This window comes from Pseudomonas sp. GW821-FHT02H09 (assembly GCF_059421425.1).
Map to the genome: position 1 here is coordinate 173171 of NZ_JBWKVA010000001.1, position 19024 is coordinate 192194.

The 19024-nt window shown below is 58.8% G+C and carries 21 protein-coding genes; 9 read left to right on the forward strand and 12 right to left on the reverse strand.

Annotated elements, in window-relative coordinates; all coding sequences use genetic code 11:
- Positions 1-67 precede the first annotated feature (67 nt).
- From AC07VR_RS00765 to cysN, 3 genes are all read left to right on the forward strand, one after another.
- Positions 68-826 (forward strand): Nif3-like dinuclear metal center hexameric protein, encoded by a 759-nt coding sequence (locus AC07VR_RS00765; RefSeq protein ID WP_495010243.1) that lies wholly within the window; start codon positions 68-70, stop codon positions 824-826.
- Between the two features lie 135 nt (positions 827-961).
- Positions 962-1879: a sulfate adenylyltransferase subunit CysD gene (gene cysD, locus AC07VR_RS00770; RefSeq protein ID WP_494995168.1), complete on the forward strand. Its 918-nt coding sequence runs from the start codon at positions 962-964 to the stop codon at positions 1877-1879.
- A 14-nt stretch (positions 1880-1893) separates the two neighbouring features.
- Positions 1894-3792, forward strand: coding sequence for a sulfate adenylyltransferase subunit CysN (cysN, locus tag AC07VR_RS00775; protein ID WP_494995167.1), 1899 nt, complete (start codon positions 1894-1896; stop codon positions 3790-3792).
- Positions 3793-3901: 109 nt separating this feature from the next.
- Here cysN and yihG read toward each other — a convergent pair whose 3' ends face one another.
- From yihG to AC07VR_RS00790, 3 genes are all read right to left on the reverse strand, one after another.
- The gene (gene yihG, locus AC07VR_RS00780; RefSeq protein ID WP_494995166.1) at positions 3902-4810 is read right to left on the reverse strand and encodes a 1-acylglycerol-3-phosphate O-acyltransferase, YihG family; all 909 of its coding nucleotides are present in this window, start codon (positions 4808-4810) and stop codon (positions 3902-3904) included.
- Positions 4811-6910, reverse strand: a complete 2100-nt coding sequence (gene pta, locus AC07VR_RS00785; protein ID WP_494995165.1) for a phosphate acetyltransferase — start codon at positions 6908-6910, stop codon at positions 4811-4813.
- Between the two features lie 61 nt (positions 6911-6971).
- Positions 6972-7280 (reverse strand): DUF3565 domain-containing protein, encoded by a 309-nt coding sequence (locus tag AC07VR_RS00790; protein WP_494995215.1) that lies wholly within the window; start codon positions 7278-7280, stop codon positions 6972-6974.
- On the opposite strand from AC07VR_RS00790, the gene AC07VR_RS00795 reads away from it, so the two are divergent.
- The 3 genes from AC07VR_RS00795 (at position 7279) to AC07VR_RS00805 (ending at position 9720) form a co-directional block, all read left to right on the forward strand.
- Positions 7279-7764, forward strand: a complete 486-nt coding sequence (locus AC07VR_RS00795) for an FKBP-type peptidyl-prolyl cis-trans isomerase (protein ID WP_020297166.1) — start codon at positions 7279-7281, stop codon at positions 7762-7764. The genes AC07VR_RS00790 and AC07VR_RS00795 overlap by 2 nt on opposite strands.
- A gap of 134 nt (positions 7765-7898) precedes the next feature.
- Entirely contained in the window at positions 7899-8381 is a 483-nt protein-coding gene (locus AC07VR_RS00800) for a glutathione peroxidase (protein WP_495010244.1), read from the forward strand.
- A 235-nt stretch (positions 8382-8616) separates the two neighbouring features.
- Complete coding sequence (locus AC07VR_RS00805; protein WP_495010245.1) at positions 8617-9720, forward strand: NADH:flavin oxidoreductase; 1104 nt, start codon at positions 8617-8619, stop codon at positions 9718-9720.
- Between the two features lie 60 nt (positions 9721-9780).
- Here the strand turns inward: AC07VR_RS00805 and AC07VR_RS00810 are convergent, their stop codons facing one another.
- Both AC07VR_RS00810 and cysZ read right to left on the reverse strand, forming a co-directional pair.
- Positions 9781-11001, reverse strand: coding sequence for a glycosyltransferase family 4 protein (locus AC07VR_RS00810; protein WP_495010246.1), 1221 nt, complete (start codon positions 10999-11001; stop codon positions 9781-9783).
- Between the two features lie 41 nt (positions 11002-11042).
- A complete protein-coding gene (cysZ, locus tag AC07VR_RS00815; protein ID WP_495010247.1) occupies positions 11043-11798 on the reverse strand; it encodes a sulfate transporter CysZ in 756 nt (251 codons plus the stop codon).
- A gap of 306 nt (positions 11799-12104) precedes the next feature.
- On the opposite strand from cysZ, the gene trxB reads away from it, so the two are divergent.
- Entirely contained in the window at positions 12105-13067 is a 963-nt protein-coding gene (trxB, locus tag AC07VR_RS00820) for a thioredoxin-disulfide reductase (protein ID WP_494995160.1), read from the forward strand.
- Between the two features lie 168 nt (positions 13068-13235).
- On the opposite strand, the gene AC07VR_RS00825 is transcribed toward trxB, so the two are convergent.
- From AC07VR_RS00825 to AC07VR_RS00850, 6 genes are all read right to left on the reverse strand, one after another.
- Positions 13236-13574, reverse strand: coding sequence for a HopJ type III effector protein (locus AC07VR_RS00825; RefSeq protein ID WP_495010248.1), 339 nt, complete (start codon positions 13572-13574; stop codon positions 13236-13238).
- Complete coding sequence (locus tag AC07VR_RS00830; protein ID WP_494995158.1) at positions 13567-13863, reverse strand: DUF1244 domain-containing protein; 297 nt, start codon at positions 13861-13863, stop codon at positions 13567-13569. Before AC07VR_RS00830 ends, AC07VR_RS00825 begins: the two co-directional genes overlap by 8 nt.
- A 68-nt stretch (positions 13864-13931) precedes the next feature.
- Positions 13932-14303 (reverse strand): dihydroneopterin triphosphate 2'-epimerase, encoded by a 372-nt coding sequence (folX, locus tag AC07VR_RS00835; protein ID WP_494995157.1) that lies wholly within the window; start codon positions 14301-14303, stop codon positions 13932-13934.
- 2 nt (positions 14304-14305) lie between these two features.
- A complete protein-coding gene (gene folE / locus AC07VR_RS00840; protein ID WP_494995156.1) occupies positions 14306-14866 on the reverse strand; it encodes a GTP cyclohydrolase I FolE in 561 nt (186 codons plus the stop codon).
- A 22-nt stretch (positions 14867-14888) separates the two neighbouring features.
- Complete coding sequence (gene folM / locus AC07VR_RS00845; protein WP_494995155.1) at positions 14889-15599, reverse strand: dihydromonapterin reductase; 711 nt, start codon at positions 15597-15599, stop codon at positions 14889-14891.
- Between the two features lie 147 nt (positions 15600-15746).
- On the reverse strand, positions 15747-16316 hold the full coding sequence (locus AC07VR_RS00850; RefSeq protein ID WP_495010249.1) for an antibiotic biosynthesis monooxygenase: 570 nt from the start codon (positions 16314-16316) through the stop codon (positions 15747-15749).
- A gap of 208 nt (positions 16317-16524) precedes the next feature.
- On the opposite strand from AC07VR_RS00850, the gene AC07VR_RS00855 reads away from it, so the two are divergent.
- Positions 16525-17484: a MerR family transcriptional regulator gene (locus AC07VR_RS00855; protein ID WP_495010250.1), complete on the forward strand. Its 960-nt coding sequence runs from the start codon at positions 16525-16527 to the stop codon at positions 17482-17484.
- A 9-nt stretch (positions 17485-17493) separates the two neighbouring features.
- Here the strand turns inward: AC07VR_RS00855 and AC07VR_RS00860 are convergent, their stop codons facing one another.
- Positions 17494-18099, reverse strand: a complete 606-nt coding sequence (locus AC07VR_RS00860) for a hypothetical protein (protein WP_494995152.1) — start codon at positions 18097-18099, stop codon at positions 17494-17496.
- Positions 18100-18381: 282 nt separating this feature from the next.
- Between AC07VR_RS00860 and AC07VR_RS00865 the strand changes: the two genes are divergently transcribed.
- Positions 18382-18837 carry a flavodoxin gene (locus AC07VR_RS00865; protein ID WP_495010251.1) on the forward strand — a complete coding sequence of 152 codons (456 nt, stop codon included), beginning with the start codon at positions 18382-18384 and terminating at the stop codon, positions 18835-18837.
- Positions 18838-19024: the final 187 nt, after the last annotated feature.

Consider the following 19024-nt stretch of genomic DNA (forward strand, 5'->3'; position numbering starts at 1 on the left):
CGGCCCATAATGTCGCGCATTATAGAGGCGCGCGAGCGCCTCTGAACGGGATATTTAGGAGTCTTTTATGGCCGTCGCCCTGAGCACCCTGGTAGAAGAAGCGGACCGTTACCTCGGCAGTTCGCGGATTGCCGATTACTGCCCCAACGGTTTACAGGTCGAAGGCCGGCCGCAGGTCATGCGCATCGTCAGCGGCGTCACCGCCAGTCAGGCGTTGCTGGACGCCGCAGTGGAGGCCAGGGCTGATCTGGTGCTGGTGCATCATGGCTACTTCTGGAAGGGCGAGAACCCGTGCATTACCGGGATGAAGCAGCGCCGGCTGAAGACCTTGCTCAAGCACGACATCAGCCTGCTGGCGTATCACCTGCCACTGGACCTGCATCCCGAGGTCGGCAATAACGTGCAGCTGGCGCGTCAACTGGACATCACGGTCGAAGGCCCGCTGGACCCGGAAAACCTCAAGGTGGTCGGCATGGTCGGGTCCTTGGCCGAGCCTGTGACCGCGCGTGATTTTGCCCGTCACGTGCAGGAAGTGATGGGCCGCGAGCCGCTGTTGATTGAGGGCAGCGAGATGATTCGGCGTGTCGGCTGGTGCACCGGCGGAGGCCAGGGTTATATTGATCAAGCGGTATTGGCCGGTGTCGATCTGTACCTGAGCGGTGAAGCTTCGGAGCAGACCTTCCACAGCGCCCGGGAAAACGACATCAGCTTTATCGCCGCCGGTCACCACGCCACCGAACGCTATGGTGTGCAGGCGCTGGGGGATTACCTGGCGCGGCGTTTTGCGCTCGAGCACATCTTTATCGATTGCCCGAATCCGATTTGAACGCTCAAACAGGCGGGTATATTCATATACCGTTTCGATCTACTTGGTGTCCTCAATAGAAGCGGACGCTGTGCTAGCATGCCCCGCTCGAACACGGCCCGCTGGCCGTCCATAAGATCGTTTTCGTGAGTAGCCATGGTCGACAAACTGACGCATCTGAAACAGCTGGAGGCGGAAAGCATCCACATCATCCGCGAGGTCGCCGCCGAGTTCGATAACCCGGTGATGCTGTACTCCGTCGGTAAAGACTCCGCTGTAATGCTGCACCTTGCGCGCAAGGCATTCTTCCCCGGCAAGCTGCCGTTCCCGGTGATGCACGTCGACACCCAGTGGAAATTCAAGGAGATGTACAGTTTCCGCGACCGCATGGTCGAAGAACTGGGCCTGGACCTGCTGGTGCACGTCAATCCGGAGGGTATAGCGCAGGGCATCAACCCGCTGACCCACGGTAGCGCAAAGCACACCGACATCATGAAGACCGAAGGCCTCAAGCAGGCTTTGGACAAATACGGCTTCGACGCCGCTTTCGGTGGCGCCCGTCGCGACGAAGAGAAGTCTCGTGCCAAAGAGCGCGTGTATTCCTTCCGTGACAGCAAGCACCGCTGGGACCCGAAAAACCAGCGCCCCGAGTTGTGGAACGTCTACAACGGCAACGTCAACAAAGGCGAGTCGATCCGGGTATTCCCGCTGTCGAACTGGACCGAGCTGGACATCTGGCAGTACATCTACCTTGAAGGTATCCCGATCGTGCCGCTGTACTTCGCCGCCGAACGCGATGTCATCGAGATGAACGGCACGTGGATCATGATCGACGACGAGCGTCTGCTCAATCACCTGAGCGATGAAGACAAGGCTCGCATCGTCAAGAAGAAGGTCCGTTTCCGCACACTTGGCGACTACCCGTTGACGGGCGCGGTCGAGTCCGAGGCCACCAGCCTTACCGACATCATTCAGGAAATGCTCCTGACGCGAACTTCCGAGCGCCAGGGCCGGGTCATCGATCACGATGGCGCCGGTTCCATGGAAGAAAAGAAACGTCAGGGCTATTTCTAAACAGGGTGTCTCACATGTCGCATCAATCTGAATTGATCAGCGAGGACATCCTCGCCTATCTGGCCCAGCACGAACGCAAGGAAATGCTGCGCTTTCTCACCTGTGGCAACGTCGACGACGGCAAGAGCACCCTGATCGGGCGTCTGCTGCACGACTCCAAGATGATCTACGAAGATCATCTGGAAGCCATCACCCGCGATTCGAAGAAAGTCGGCACCACGGGCGACGATATCGATCTGGCATTGCTGGTCGATGGCCTGCAGGCCGAGCGCGAGCAGGGCATCACCATCGATGTCGCCTACCGTTATTTCTCGACCGCCAAGCGCAAATTCATCATCGCCGACACCCCCGGCCATGAGCAGTACACCCGCAACATGGCCACCGGCGCATCGACCTGCGACCTGGCGATCATTCTGGTAGACGCCCGTTACGGCGTGCAGACCCAGACCCGTCGCCACAGCTTTATCGCCTCGTTGCTGGGCATCAAGCACATCGTTGTCGCCATCAACAAGATGGACCTCAACGGCTTCGATGAAACCGTGTTCGAGTCGATCAAGTCCGATTACCTGAAGTTCGCCGAAGGCATCGCGTTCAAGCCGACCACTATGGCGTTTGTCCCGATGTCGGCGCTCAAGGGCGACAACGTGGTGAACAAGAGCGAGCGTTCGCCCTGGTACACCGGTCAATCGTTGATGGAGATTCTCGAAACCGTCGAAATTGCCAGTGACCGCAACTACGCCGACTTGCGTTTCCCGGTGCAGTACGTCAATCGTCCGAACCTGAATTTCCGTGGTTTCGCCGGTACCCTGGCCAGCGGCATCGTGCACAAAGGCGATGAAGTCGTGGTTCTGCCGTCGGGCAAGAGCAGTCGCGTCAAATCCATCGTCACCTTTGAAGGCGAGCTGGAACACGCAGGCCCAGGTCAGGCGGTGACGCTGACCATGGAAGACGAGATCGATATCTCCCGTGGCGACTTGCTGGTGCATGCCGACAATGTCCCGCAAGTGACCGACGCTTTCGACGCCATGCTGGTGTGGATGGCTGAAGAGCCGATGCTGCCGGGCAAGAAATACGACATCAAACGTGCTACCACGTACGTGCCGGGTTCGATCACCAGCATCGTCAATCGCGTCGATGTGAACACCCTGGCCGAAGGTCCTGCCAGCGCGTTGCAGTTGAACGAGATCGGTCGGGTGAAGATCAGCCTCGATGCAGCCATTGCGCTGGACGGTTACGACAGTAACCGCACCACCGGTTCGTTCATCGTCATCGACCGTTTGACCAATGGCACTGTCGCGGCGGGCATGATCATCGCCCAGCCTCTGGCTCATGACAGCGTCACTCACCACGGCAAACTGGCTCATGTTGCCACCGAAGAGCGTGCCCAGCGCTTCGGCCAGCAACCGGCCACCGTGCTGTTCAGCGGCCTGTCCGGTGCCGGCAAAAGCACACTGGCCTATGCGGTTGAACGCAAATTGTTCGACATGGGCCGTGCGGTGTTCGTACTCGATGGCCAGAACCTGCGTCATGACCTGAACAAAGGTTTGCCGCAGGATCGCTCCGGGCGTACCGAGAACTGGCGTCGTGCGGCTCACGTCGCGCGTCAGTTCAACGAAGCCGGCCTGCTGACGTTGGCGGCGTTCGTCGCACCGGATGCCGAAGGTCGCGAACAGGCCAAGGCGCTGATCGGCGGCGATCGTTTGCTGACTGTCTATGTCCAGGCTTCGCCGACGGTCTGCGCCGAGCGTGATCCGCAAGGCTTGTACGCGGCGGGCGGGGACAACATCCCTGGCGACTCCTTCCCGTACGACGTGCCGCTGGACGCTGACCTTGTGGTCGACACCCAGTCGCTGTCGCTGGAAGAGTGTGTCAAGCAAGTGCTGGAACTGCTGCGTAACCGCGGCGCGATCTAAGCTTCACGCGCACTGAAAAGCCCGCAACCGAGTGATCGGTTGCGGGCTTTTTGTTGATCCGGGATTGATCGTTCCCACGCGGAGCGTGGGAACGATCATGTACAGGCGGTCAGCGTTTGCTCGGATACTCCAGATGCATCTGCGCCAGCAATGCATCCTTGTTTTCCCACAGCACATTGATCCACTGCTGAAACTCCAGGCGGTACTCATCATCCTGGTCGTAGTTCTTGCCGATGAATTGCGCTGGAATCCGTACTTCCTCGAAATGCACCACAAGGTCATTCACCTTGCCGCACAGCAAGTCCCAATAACCGGGACGCCCGGCCGGGTAGTGGATGGTGACGTTGACGATCGACTCCAGCTGTTCGCCCATGGCATCCAGCACAAAGGCGATGCCGCCGGCCTTGGGCTTGAGCAGGTAGCGCAACGGTGAGTTTTGCTGTGCGTGTTTGCCTTCGGTGAAGCGCGTGCCTTCGACGAAGTTGAAGATACCGACAGGATTGTCGCGAAACTTCGCGCAAGTCTTGCGGGTGGTTTCCAGGTCTTTGCCTTTCTTTTCCGGGTACTTGGCCAGATAGGCCTTGGAGTAGCGCTTCATGAACGGGAAGCCCAGCGCCCACCAGGCCAGACCGATCACCGGGACCCAGATCAACTCCTGCTTGAGGAAGAACTTCAGCGGACGGATACGCCGGTTCAGCACGTACTGCAGCACCATGATGTCGACCCAGCTCTGATGATTGCTGGTGATCAGGTACGAGTGCTGATAGTCCAGGCCATCAAGGCCGCTGAGGTGCCAGCGAGTCCGACGCAGCAGGTTCATCCAGGCTTTGTTGTTGCTGATCCAGGCTTCGTGGATATGGCTCATCAGCCAGTCGGTGAAGCGTTGGGCGGCCGGGAACGGCAGCAGCAGTTTGACGATTGCCACGATAAACAGCGGGGTGCAGCAGGCAATAGTGTTCAGCGCCAACAGCAGCGAGGCGATCACGCCGCGCACCGGTGCGGGTAGAAAATCCAGCATTTAGAGGTCCAGAGGTCGGTTGGCGGCTTGAATCGCAGTCAGGGCAATGGTGTAGACGATGTCGTCGACCTGAGCGCCGCGCGGCAAATCGTTTACCGGTTTACGCAGGCCTTGCAGCATCGGTCCGAGGCTGACGCAATCGGCACTGCGCTGCACGGCTTTGTGGGTGGTGTTGCCGGTATTCAGGTCGGGAAAAATGAACACCGTTGCCCGACCGGCCACCTGACTGTTCGGCGCCAATTGCCGAGCCACGACTTCGTTGGCCGCGGCGTCGTACTGTAACGGGCCGTCGATCAGTAGCGAGTTCTGCGTTTCATGGGCGAGCAAGGTGGCTTCGCGGACTTTCTCGACTTCTTCACCGCTGGCCGACTCGCCACTGGAATAGCTGAGCATCGCCACCCGGGGGGTGATGCCGAATGCCGCGGCGGAGTCGGCGCTTTGCAGCGCAATCTCGGCCAGTTCACTGGCGCTCGGGTGCGGGTTCATGATGCAGTCGCCGTAAACCAGCACTTCTTCCGGGAACAGCATGAAAAACACCGACGAAACCAGCGTGCAGCCGGGCGCCGTCTTGATCAGTTGCAGGGCCGGACGAATGGTGTTGGCGGTGGAGTGAATGACCCCGGATACCAGCCCGTCGACCTCATCGAGCGCCAGCATCATGGTGCCGATCACCACGGTGTCTTCCAGTTGCTGCTCGGCCATCGGGGCGTTGAGGCTTTTGGTTTTGCGCAGTGCGACCATTGGTTCGACATAGCGCTGACGGATCAGGTCCGGATCGAGAATCTCCAGGCCTTCAGGCAACTCGATGCCTTGGGCGCGCGCGACGGCCTGCACGTCCTCGGGCTTGGCCAGTAACACGCAGCGAGCGATACCGCGAGCCTGGCAGATCGCCGCCGCCTGTACGGTCAAGGGTTCGCTGCCTTCAGGCAGGACGATGCGTTTGTTGGCAGCCTGGGCGCGCTGGATCAATTGATAGCGGAACACTGCCGGCGACAGACGCATTTCCCGTGGCGTGCCACAGCGCTGATGCAACCAGTTTGCGTCCAGGTGGCTGGCGACGAAGTCAGTGATGATCTCCGCACGTTCGCGGTCGTCGATCGGAATTTCCTTGTTCAAACCGTTCAACTGGTTGGCGGTGTCGTAGGAGCCGGTACTCACCGACAATACCGGCAGACCGGCCTGCAAGGCGCCTCGGCAGAGGTCCATGATTCGTGGGTCGGGCAGGGTGTCGCTGGTCAGCAACAGGCCGGCCAGCGGCACGCCGTTCATTGCCGCGAGGCTGACGGCGAGGATGATGTCGTCGCGATCGCCGGGGGTCACCACCAGCACGCCTGGCTTGAGCAGTTCCACGGTGTTGCGCATGGTGCGAGCGCAGATGATGATCTTGGTCATGCGCCGGGTTTCGTAGTCGCCGGCGTTGAGCACTTGTGCGCCCATCAGGTCCGCTACGTCGCGGGTGCGTGGGGCGTTCAGTTCAGGCTGGAACGGGATGCAGCCGAGCAGACGGAAATCGCCGCTGCGCAGCAACGGCGAATGCTCTTTCAGGCGAGCGGCGAAGGCCTCCATGCTTTCATCGGTCCGAACCTTGTTGAGGATCACGCCGAGGACTTTCGGGTCTTTCGGACCGCCGAATAGCTGCGCCTGCAACTCGACCCGACCGGACAGTTCGGTAAGCACTTCGTTTTCCGGTGCCGAGACCAGAATCACTTCGGCATCCAGGCTTTTCGCCAGATGCAGGTTGACCCGGGCGGCGTAGCTGGCGCTGCGGGTTGGCACCATGCCTTCGACAATCAGCACGTCTTTGCCAATCGCGGCCTGCTGGTAAAGGGTGATGATTTCTTCCAGTAGCTCATCGAGTTGACCATCGCCAAGCATTCGCTCGACGTGGGCCAGGCCCAACGGCTGTGGCGGTTTCAGGCCGTGGGTGCGGGCCACCAGTTCGGTGGAGCGTTCAGGCCCGGTGTCGCCGGGGTGCGGCTGGGCAATTGGCTTGAAGAAACCGACTTTCAGCCCGGCCCGTTCAAGGGTACGCACCAGCCCGAGGCTGATAGAGGTCAGACCCACACCAAAATCGGTGGGCGCGATAAAAAAAGTTTGCATGCGGATTCTCTGGAGGTGCATGGCAAGGGTGAACGCCTATGACTGGCCTTCTACCGATATTTCAGACGTCAAGGTTATCGCTAACCGAGCCTTGAGCGCACCAACCGCAGTCAAAGGGTTGGCCTATTTTTTCCTGACGTCGCGCAGGATCCATTACCCAGGCTCGGGATTGCCACGGTGGCTGGTGGCGAAGGTGCTGGGTATGGCCGCAGGAAAGCTCGGCAACCCAGTGTCCGTCCTCGTCTTGATGGAAGCCATCGATCGTCGATCCTTTCGAAGCGGGCCGTCTGTCCGGGTTCCGTTCGCTTTCGGGCGATTGCTTCGCTAAACTTGACCGTTCTTCATTCTTTTGCAAAAGGTCTCGCCCCATGCTGATCGCTGCCAATAAGGCTGTCTCTATCGACTATACCCTGACCAACGATGCTGGTGAGGTCATCGACAGCTCCGCCGGCGGCGCGCCGCTGGTTTACCTGCAAGGCGCAGGTAACATCATCCCGGGCCTGGAAAAGGCTCTGGAAGGCAAGAAAGTCGGTGATGAACTGACTGTTGCCGTAGAACCTGAAGATGCCTACGGCGAATACGCTGCCGAACTGGTCAGCACGCTGAGCCGCAGCATGTTCGAAGGCGTCGACGAACTGGAAGTGGGCATGCAGTTCCACGCTTCCGCTCCGGACGGCCAAATGCAGATCGTCACCATCCGCGATCTGGACGGCGACGACGTTACCGTCGACGGCAACCACCCGCTGGCTGGTCAACGCTTGAACTTCCAGGTCAAAATCGTTGATATCCGCGACGCCAGCCAGGAAGAAATCGCCCATGGTCACGTCCATGGCGAAGGTGGTCATCACCACTGATTTTCTGCGCTAAGCTCGGATCGCTGGAGAGGCGCCCGAGGGCGCCTTTTTAGTCTTCGGCTGTTCGCGGCTGCAAAGCGGTTGTACTGTCGAGTGGCTATTTCGAGAAGAACACGGGAAATTTGGAGTCCGTCATGAGTGCTTTTCACGACCTTAATCTAAAAGCTTTGGATGGCCAGGACCTGCCTCTCGCGCCCTTCAAGGGGCACGTCGTACTGGTGGTCAACGTCGCCTCCAAATGTGGTTTGACGCCACAATACGCGGCGCTGGAAAACCTCTACCAGCAATACAAGGACCAAGGCTTCAGTGTGCTGGGTTTGCCGTGCAATCAATTTGCCGGGCAGGAACCAGGTACTGAACAAGAGATCCAGGAGTTCTGTAGCCTCAACTATGGCGTAACGTTTCCGTTGTCCAGCAAGCTGGAAGTGAACGGGCATGATCGTCATCAGCTGTACCGTCTGTTGGCGGGCGAGGGCGCGGAATTCCCCGGTGACATCACCTGGAACTTCGAAAAATTCCTCCTGGGTAAAGACGGTCGCGTGCTGGCGCGTTTTTCGCCACGTACGGCTCCCGATGATCCAGCCGTGGTTCAGGCGATCGAGAAAGCCCTGAGCTGAGCGTTGCAACAAGAAGTGCCGGGCATCAGCGCCCGGCCAGTTTCACCCCCCGCCTTTCGGATGTTTCGCACTTCCACTCTTTCGCCAGCTTTTGCACCTTAATCACGTTGATCAATAGTGCTGGGCGATTCTCTCGATGAACAATATTATAGCCATCATAAGGCGTTCGATCGGCCGCTAATCCGCGTCGATGCGCTGACCTTTGATTCGAGCCCGCTTTCTTGTGGAGTGCCGCATGCCTGTTCAAGCCTTGTTCAAACCGTTTCAGCTCGGAACGCTTCAACTGCCGACCCGAGTGGTGATGGCACCGATGACCCGTTCGTTTTCCCCGGGTGGCGTGCCGAACTCAAAAGTGATCGAGTATTACCGTCGTCGCGCCGCGGCCGGCGTGGGCCTGATCATCACTGAGGGCACGACGGTCGGTCACAAAGCTTCCAACGGTTATCCCAACGTTCCGCATTTCTATGGTGAAGTCGCGCTGGCCGGCTGGAAGAAGGTTGTCGATGCGGTGCACGCCGAGGGCGGCAAGATCGTTCCACAACTCTGGCACGTCGGCAGTGTGCGACGTATCGGCACCGAGCCGGATGCCAGCGTGCCCGGCTATGGCCCTTCGGAAAAACTCAAGGACGGTCAGCTCGTCGTTCACGGTATGACCAGGCAAGACATTGATGACGTCATCGCCGCGTTCGCCCAGGCCGCCAAAGATGCTCAGAGTATCGGCATGGACGGTGTGGAGATCCACGGTGCCCACGGTTATCTGGTGGATCAGTTCTTCTGGGAAGGCAGCAACCAGCGCACCGATGAATACGGCGGCAGCCTGGCCAATCGTTCACGTTTTGCCATTGAGTTGATTCAGGCCGTGCGCGCTGCGGTCGGCCCGGGCTTCCCGATCATCTTCCGTTTCTCCCAGTGGAAGCAGCAGGACTACACTGCCCGCCTGGTACAAACCGCGGAAGCCTTGGGTGAGTTCCTCAAGCCATTGTCCGATGCCGGCGTGGATATCTTCCATTGCTCGACGCGACGTTTCTGGGAGCCGGAGTTCGATGGTTCCGAGCTGAACCTGGCCGGTTGGGCTCGCAAGCTCACCGGCAAGCCGACCATCACCGTAGGCAGCGTGGGCCTGGATGGCGAGTTCCTGCAGTTCATGGTCAACACCGACAAAGTTGCTCAACCGGCGAGCCTGGGAAAACTGCTGGAGCGTCTGGGCAACGATGAATTCGATCTGGTTGCAGTCGGCCGTGCACTGTTGGTCGACCCGGACTGGGCGTTGAAGGTTCGCGAAGGCCGCGAGCAAGACATCCTGCCGTTCAGCCGTGAGGCGTTGATGAGCCTGGTTTAAGCGGCGACCAGGCTGACACCATATCGCGGGCAAGCCTCGCTCCTACAGGATTTGGGTCGATCACAATAATTTTGATCTCGCCGGACCTTGCAGGAGCGAGGCTTGCCCGCGGTGCTCTTCCTGGCAAGCCCCGCGCAACTGGCCTTCAAACTGTTCGATGACCGTTGCCCAACCTTGCCGGCTGGCGTGCTGGCGTGCATTGAGCCGTACCCGACGCAAGGTTTCGCGCTCTTCCAGCAGCCAGATGGCAGCATCGCAGAACGCGTCTTCGTCGCCGGGCATGGCGAGTACGCCGTTGTAACCATGTCGAATGTGTTGGGCCGCCGCTGCTTGATCGTAAGCCACCACCCCCAATCCCGACGCCAGGGCTTCGAGCACCACGTTGCCGAAGGTTTCGGTCAGGCTTGGAAACAGAAACAGGTCCCCCGACGCATAGTGGCTGGCTAATGCTTCCCCACGTTGCGAGCCGCAAAAAATCCCTTCCGGCAATTCTTTCTCCAGTGTCGCGCGTTGTGGTCCTTCACCAATCACGATCAGTTTCATCCGCTGCTGTGGATAAGTGGCCTGCAAGGCATCGAAACTACGCTTGAGCAATCCGAGGTTTTTCTCTGACGCCAGGCGTCCTACGTGAATGACTGCAATATCGTCGTTACCCAGGCCCCAGGTTTCCCGCAGCGCGTTCAGGCGTTTGGCCGGGTTGAACAGCTGGTTGTCCACGCCACGCGAGAGCAGTGCCAGGCGCTCGAAGTGCCGACGTTCCAGCTCCAGGCGTTGGCTGGTGCTGGGCACCAGAGTCAATTTTGAACGGTTGTGGAACCAGCGCAGATAATGAGTCAGCAGCCGGGTTATCAGACTGAGTCCGTACTGGTTGGAGTACTGTTGAAAATTGGTGTGAAAACCACTGACCACCGAGATACCCAGGCGTCGAGCGGCCCGCAGTGCAGACAAACCCAGTGGCCCTTCAGTGGCGATGTACAGCACATCGGGGCGATGGCGCTGCCAGCGACGCAGCAATTTGTGCATCGAGGAGTGCCCCCATTGCAGGCCGGGGTAGCCGGGCAACGGCCAACCGCGACAGAGCAGCAGTTGCTCGTCACTCGGCCGGCTCTGGTCACAGTCCTGACGCGGCCGGACCAGTTCGACCTGATGTCCGCGCGCGCGCAAACCATCGAAAAAGCGGCCAAGCGTATTGGCCACGCCGTTGATTTCCGGAGGGAAGGTTTCGGTGATCAGAGTGATACGTAGAGCTGTCGTCATGGCCTCAGTGTCGGCTGAGGCCATGTCGTCATTGTGTCGCTGGGATGATGGATTTGTGACGGTGCTCAGACTTGCCTGACCACCAGCTTTTCAGCACCGCGCTCGCGGACCCAGAACAAGGTCGCCCCAGCCACGGCGGCGGGCATCATCAGGATGTTCACCACCGGAATCAGCAACGCCAGATAGACGATGCCGCCAAAACTCATGCTCTGCCAGCGCTTCTCGCGCAGCCAGGCAAGCATCTCGTTCCAGCCCAACTGGTGGTTGTCCGCCGGGTAGTCGATGTACTGGATTGCCATCATCCACACGCCGAACAGCAGCCACAGTGGTGCGGCGACCACGTTGACCACGGGAATGAACGAGAGGATGAACAGCCCGATGGTTCGCGGCAGGAAATAGCCGAGCTTGCGCATTTCCCGGGCCAGAGTGCGCGGGACCATGGCGATCAACTCGCGCCAGCTGAATGACGGGAAGTCGTCGGTGCCGCGCACCACCACTTCGACTTTCTCCGCGAGAAAACCGTTGAAGGGTGCAGCGATGACGTTAGCCAGCAGGGTGAAGGTGAAGAACACCATCAGCGCCACCAGCACCACGAACAGCGGCCAGAGGATGTAGCTGAGAAAACTCAACCAGTGCGGCAATGAAGGCATCAGCGCATCGACCCACAGGCTGAACTGATGACCGGCCAGGTAGATCAATCCGACGAACAGCACCAGGTTGATCGCCAGGGGTAACAGGACGAACAAACGCAGGCGGGGGCTTAAGACCAGCTTCAGGCCTTCGCGCAGGTATTGCGGGCCAGACAGAGCGGGGGCGGGCATAGCGTGTTCCTTGCGATGAGAAAACTTGCCGACCTTAACGGCTTTGCTCCCTAGGCGAAAGCGCAGTAATGGTGTCGACATTAACTGTAACAAAGGCGCCCTCAGTCAGGACTGTTGCAGATAGAGACCGCCTATGAGCTGGATTGTTAATCCGTATTTCCTTAATCTTCGCCCCCTCGATACGCTGCACCCATTATTTTCAGGACTGTCTCGCTTCCCCAAGTGCTTTCACAGTCCTTTTTTTATTCCAGCCGGTTTTCCGGCGTTCCGCGCCAGATGCCCAGGGCCGGTCAATAGGAGTGAGTCATGTCTGATGTACGTCATTCGCGAGTGATTATTCTCGGTTCCGGCCCTGCCGGTTACAGCGCTGCGGTCTATGCCGCTCGTGCCAACCTCAAGCCGCTGCTGATCACCGGCATGCAGGCCGGCGGTCAGCTGACCACCACCACCGAAGTCGACAACTGGCCGGGCGACGTCCATGGCCTGACCGGCCCGGCGTTGATGGACCGTATGCGTGAGCATGCTGAACGCTTTGAAACCGAAATCGTGTTCGACCACATCAACGCAGTCGACTTTGCGGCCAAGCCTTACACCTTGACCGGTGACAGCGCCACCTACACCTGCGACGCGCTGATCATCGCCACTGGCGCCAGCGCTCGTTACCTGGGTCTGCCTTCAGAAGAAACCTTCATGGGCAAAGGCGTTTCGGCCTGCGCTACCTGCGATGGTTTCTTCTATCGCAACCGTGAAGTCGCTGTGGTCGGTGGCGGCAATACCGCCGTTGAAGAAGCGCTGTACCTGGCCAACATTGCCAGCAAGGTCACGCTGATCCACCGTCGCGAAACCTTCCGCGCCGAGAAGATCCTGATCGACAAACTGCACGCGCGGGTTGCCGAGGGCAAGATCGTCCTCAAGCTGAATTCGACCCTCGACGAAGTGCTGGGCGACAACATGGGCGTGACCGGTGCGCGTCTGAAGAACAACGATGGCAGCTTCGACGAGCTGAAAGTCGATGGCGTGTTCATTGCCATCGGCCACACCCCGAACACCTCGTTGTTCGAAGGTCAGCTGACATTGAAAGACGGCTACCTGGTGGTTCAGGGCGGCCGTGAAGGCAATGCCACTGCGACCAGCATCGAAGGTATCTTTGCTGCCGGTGACGTGGCTGACCACGTTTACCGTCAGGCGATCACTTCGGCAGGTGCCGGCTGCATGGCCGCGCTGGACGCAGAGCGTTATCTGGATGACCTGCAGAACGCCAAGTTCTGAGTCTGATGAAATGAAAAAAACCGGCCTTGGCCGGTTTTTTCATGTTCGCAGTTCATTGATCGTTCCCACGCGTAGCAAAGGAATGCAGCCCCGGACGCTCCGCGCCCATTGCGGAGCGTCCAATGAGACATCCCCACGCAGAGCGTGGGAACGATCATCCATCTTGAATTAGCGGCGTTGCAGAGGCTGCGCCGCGAACTTCACACCCGCCAGACCATGAGCCATCAACGCCCGGATATTGCCGTGGTCGGTGCCATCCGGGGTCGCTACGACCGAGCGGTAGTGCTCGCCGAACGCCAGCAAGGCTTCCTCGTCGCTCAAACCTTCCAGCAGCGCCAGGCCCAGGGTCTTGCACGAACCTTCGTTCTGCCCGGCAGCATTTTCTACGCCGCCGTTGTTGAAGGCTTGTGGCTGGTAATCGTAGCCAGCGGCGATAAACGCCAGGGTCTCGGCAAAGGCGTGTTCGTCGCTTTTGAGGCTGGCGCGCAGGGTGTTCAGATCAGTCATGGGTTTTTCCTTTGGCAAACGCCGCTTGTTGTTCGGCGTTGGCTTCTTGCTGGTATTGGGCTTTCCACTCGGCGTACGGCATGCCGTAAACCACCTCGCGGGCGTCGTCGAGGCTGACCTCGATCTGGCGATCATCGGCCTCGGCCTTGTACCACTTGGACAGGCAGTTACGGCAGAAACCGGCGAGGTTCATCAGGTCGATGTTTTGCACATCCTTGCGGCTGTCCAGGTGCGCGACCAGGCGGCGGAAGGCGGCGGCTTCGAGTTCCAGGCGTTGTTGCTCGGTCATGATGGGCTCTGTGCGATCTATCGTGGCGCGGATGATAAAAGCCTGGCGGACAATTGGCCAGACGGCGGTCAGCGGCTCGCGGCGAGGGTGATCGACACCGACTCGGCGAAACGCAGGGCATGGGGTTTGTCGACTTCGACTTCGGCGTACAGCACCGATTCGTTGGTCATCACCAGATCGAGCAACTCCTGGGTCAGGCGTTCGAGCAAGGCAAAACGATTGCCCTCGACGTGGGCAATGATCGCTTTGGTGATTGTGCGGTAATTCAGCGCGTGGTCGATGTCGTTGTCGCGCACAGCGTCCTGTGCGGCATAGAGGATGGTCAGGTTGATCAACACATCCTGCTTGTTGAGGATTTCGTCCTCATTGATTCCGATGAAGGTCCGCAAACACAGGTCCTTGACCCGGATGCGTGCCATTCCTGGCTGAAGTTGTGGCATTGCTACTTGCTCCGTCCAATCAATTGCAGGAACTCCTGGCGAGTGTTGCTCGAGTCGCGGAAGGCACCGAGCATCACCGAGGTATTCATGGTCGAATTCTGTTTCTCGACGCCGCGCATCATCATGCACATATGCTTGGCCTCGATCACCACCGCGACACCGGCGGCCTGGGTCACTTGCTGAACGGCGTCAGCGATTTCCCGGGTGAGGTTTTCCTGGATTTGCACGCGGCGGGCGAACATGTCGACAATTCGCGCGATCTTCGACAGCCCCAGGACCTTGCCGGTCGGAATATAAGCCACATGAGCCTTGCCGATGAAGGGCAGCAGGTGATGTTCGCAGAGTGAGTAGAGTTCGATGTTGTCGACGATTACCATCTCGTCGTTATCAGAGTCGAACAGTGCACCGTTGACGATCTCCTCGACGCTCTGCGCATAGCCATGACAGAGGTACTGCATGGCCTTGGCTGCGCGGGCAGGCGTCTGGAGCAAACCCTCGCGATCCGGGTCTTCACCCAGGCCTATCAGGATTTCCCGGTAATTTTGGGACAGGGATAACGTCATACAACATCCTCGCAGGGGCGGCTTATTTGACGTGCCTTCCGCCGTTGACGGTCAGGGTCGTGCCGGTGACATAAGGGTTGTCCAGCAAATAGCGCAGGCTCTGGTAAATCACCTCGCTGCCGGGTTCGATACCCAGCGCGGACTTGGCCAGTGCCCTGGCGCGGTACGCCGCGTCGTCGTCCGGGTTGAACATCAGCAGGGCCGGGGCAATGCCGTTGACCTTGATTCGCGGCGCATATTTCGCTGCGAAGGACAGGGTCAGGCTGTCCAGACCGGCTTTGCTGGCGCAGTAGGCAATGTGCTTGCTGCTGCCCTTGCGGGTGACATCGTCGCTGATATGCACGATGTCCGCCGGGCTGGAGCGTTCCAGCAAGTCAGCACAATGCAGGTTGATCAGATAGGGCGCAAGCATATGCACGCTGAACATTTGGGTGAATGCGGCTGTTTCGCTGCCAGGCGTTTCTGCCAGCCAGGATGAAGCGTTGTGAACAATCGCCCGCAGGCCAAGGGTGTGAGTTTTCAGTTCGGCAATGAACTTCAGGATGCCGGCCTCGCTGGAGAAGTCGGCAAACAACGCAATGGCACCGCGCTCGCGCAGGGTCTGCACGCCCGGCCGCTCGCTGCGGTAGCTGATGATGACCGGATGACCTTCCTCCAGCAGCCGCAATGCGCAATGCAGGCCAACGCGCTGGCCGGCGCCGGTGATCAGGATCGGGGCAGGGGAAAGAGTCATGGAACGCTCGCGTCGAGGTATAGGTAAAACTATACCAGCGACGATACCTGGTCACCTAAAACGAAGGGGGGACAGCCTCGTGTGCAGAAAAATCGTCCGAACGCGGCCCGAGCCATCGGTGCAGGAGCCGGCGCTGGCTGCGATCTTTTATGGAGTTTGCGTGGAAGGTGCGCCGGGCAATGATCGTGCAGGCGTGCTGTTCAGCCAGCCGGATAAAAGATGGGTCGACAGCGGAATAAAGAAGTACACCATCAATGGCGTCAAGGCCAGGGTGCTGAAGAACACCCGACTCAACAGCCCCAACTCGCCCAACAATGGCCCCAACAGCAGGTTGAACAGCAGCGAGACTGGAAAGAATGCCAGCCAGATCGCTACGGCCTGCTTCCAGCGAGGAGGGCGGTGACCGGCTGCGCCAAACCAGCCATCGATGCCGCTGACCCGATGTTCCGAAGGATGAGCGAACAAGTCGCTACCCCGCGCCAGCCAGGCGCCGCGCGAGGCGGAGTGTTCCCAGGCATGCAGGGTCTGTTCATTGGCAAAGCGGAAGATAATCTGGAATTCGTCATCATCGGGCGGCGGAGCAAGCACGCCAGAGCCGAGATAGCCGGGGAAGTCGGTGGCCAGTTGTTCGCCTTCGCCAAGCCAGGCGATCAAATCCTGGTAACGACCGTTGGCGACGCGGCGCGCCACCATCAGAGTGACGGGGGAGGTAGACATTGTGTATCTCCGAATTGTAAGCGCAGCCCCGGATAGGGGACTCACTTCACGCAGCGCCGGGGTGGTGGGCTGCGTTTAAGTACATGCAAGGATTATTCCTTGTTTCGGCGAATATACCAGCGACGTTTGTCGACTATGCCCTTGGAAGAACGGTACTTTTGGAGCATAAAATGGGATCCAATTTGTTAGCAGATATTTCCGCGTCCAGATGATCTCCATTACTGAACTCGCCCGCGATTCACTCATCTCCCACCAACTTGAACGGGAAGAGTTGTTCCCGATCCGGGAAGTGGCACGGCTGACGGGCGTCAACCCGGTGACCCTGCGCGCCTGGGAGCGTCGCTACGGTTTGATTGTTCCCACACGCACCGAAAGTGGGCATCGGTTGTATTCAATGGTCGAGATCGAGAAGGTCCGCAGCGTCCTTGGCTGGATCGAACGTGGTGTTGCGGTCAGTAAAGTCGGCAAGATCCTGAGCAAAACCAGCGCAGCTCAGACGCTGTCCAACGCCATTCCTGGTGAAGACACCCAAAGTGAGTATGCGCATTGGCAGACGCAACTCAAGACGGCGGTCAGCGAGTTTGATGACCTGCAACTGGAACGGCTGTATGGCCAAGTGTTTTCAAGCTTCGAGCTGAGTGTCGTGTTCCAGGACGTCCTGATGCCGCTCTGGAAACAATTGCTGCACCAGAAGGAGATGTTTGGTCAGACCAGCGAGTGGCTGTTCCTGGATGGCTTTTTACGCGCTCGGGTCTCGCAACGTCTGGTGTTGATACGCGGCTCGCAACGGCAGCGGGTGCTGGTGACGGCCATCGCCGGACAGTGCCGTGAGCTCGAATTGCTGGTGGCTGCCCTGTTCATGGGAAGCATGGAGGTCGGTGTCAGGGTACTGACGGTGGGGCAACCGTTCGATGAGTTGACCCTGGTCTGCGAAAAGATCAAACCCCAGGCGCTCGTGCTGTTCTCCAACCATGCACCTGCTCCCGAGTTACTCAGGCGCTTGAATCGTCTGGCCATTACCCTGAATTGTCCGGTAATGCTGGCTGGCGACGCGGCGAATCTGGCGCAGGAGAGTCTGGCGGGGTCGTCGATCGGGTGTCTGGGCAGCGATGTTCAGGTGATGCCGCAACGCTTGCGGCGACTCCTGAGCGGCGCGTTGGATACCTGAAAGAAAGCGTCAGATGTGAAGTGCAGGATGGGTCAGACGATGCTGCTGAAGGATGAACTGGCGCAGGCGTTCGGTTTCGTTCTTGTCACTCTGGTTCAGACGATAAGCGTAGTAGCCGTGCTCGGTTTCGCGCTCGAAGGTGCCGCGCAGAGCGATGCGCTCATAACCCGAAGGGCTGAACCAAAGGGCGAAATGCTTCGCTGGTTTGGTTCGATTGCGAATTTCCACCAGTACCCCTTTGAATGACACTTCGTGGACCCACAAGGCACCGGGTTGACCCTTTGCGTTTTCCAGTGCAACCGGCTCTTCGAGCGTCAAACGCCAAGGTCGAACCATAGGCCCGTCTTCATAAATGCTGGGTACACCGAGGCGTAAATGCATCGCATGAAACTCGTCTTCCACCAGGTGCAGCGGAAAAGTAATCTGCTGGTTTTCGAAATGTGCCTGGATGGTGACTTGCTCATGGGCGGCAAGGCGCGTGAGCAGATCGCGGATTTGTGAACCGCCGTTGACCAACAGGCTCGATGTCGCATCCCGCACGTTGAGTTGCGGGTTGTGCTGCATGGTCTGGATGAAATCCAGCTCATCCTGGGTCAGGAGGGTGTCACGGTGCATGATTTACTCGAAAAAAATAATTACAAATTCATTGGTGATTGTAGTTAATGACCATTAATTCGATGACTTGTTTAAGCCGTTCGTCGCTTTGAACGCTTTGAGTTCGGCTTGAACCTCGGCCAATTGCGCTTCCAGTTGTACTACGCGTTGCTGAGCCTTGACCTGAACAGTGACGTCTCTGCTTCCTGTCTAGGACGCTGCATTTTAAGACATCATCGTGAGCTGTCCACTTGCCGTCAGCTGTTAATATTCTGATCTTTACTCAGCTTCAGGATCAGATTGATGAAAGTCGCCATCCTTTCCGGCTCGGTGTACGGCACGGCTGAAGAAGTCGCCCGGCATGCCGCAAAACTTCTAAATGCAGCAGGTTTCCAGGCTTGGCACAACCCGCGTGCGAGCCTGGCCGATGTCCTGGCATTCGGCCCCGAGGCGTTTCTTGCCGTGACCTCGACCACGGGCATGGGTGAGTTGCCGGATAACCTGCAACCGCTGTATTCGATGATTCGTGATCAATTGCCTGCTGCCTGGCGCGGTCTGCCGGGAGGGGTGATCGGTTTGGGCGATTCGAGTTACGGCGATACCTTCTGCGGCGGCGGTGAGCAGATGCGAGAGCTGTTCGCCGAACTGGGCGTGCGCGAAGTCCAGGAAATGCTGCGTCTGGACGCCAGCGAGAGCGTGACCCCGGAAACCGACGCCGAGCCGTGGCTTGCTCAGTTCGCTAGCGCTCTGCGCGGCTGACCGGGCTGTTGAATCTGTTCGCGGCCCCCTCTACTGGCGCCGATGCTTTGATATTAAATTGAACGTATTGATACGAAACTCAGCTCTGACCCGCTCGGCCAGTAAGCTGGCTGCCAATGCAACTACCCCAGGCCCGGTGGCTGACTAGACTGATTGGACGTTAGTAAAAATAATAAAAATCGAAACC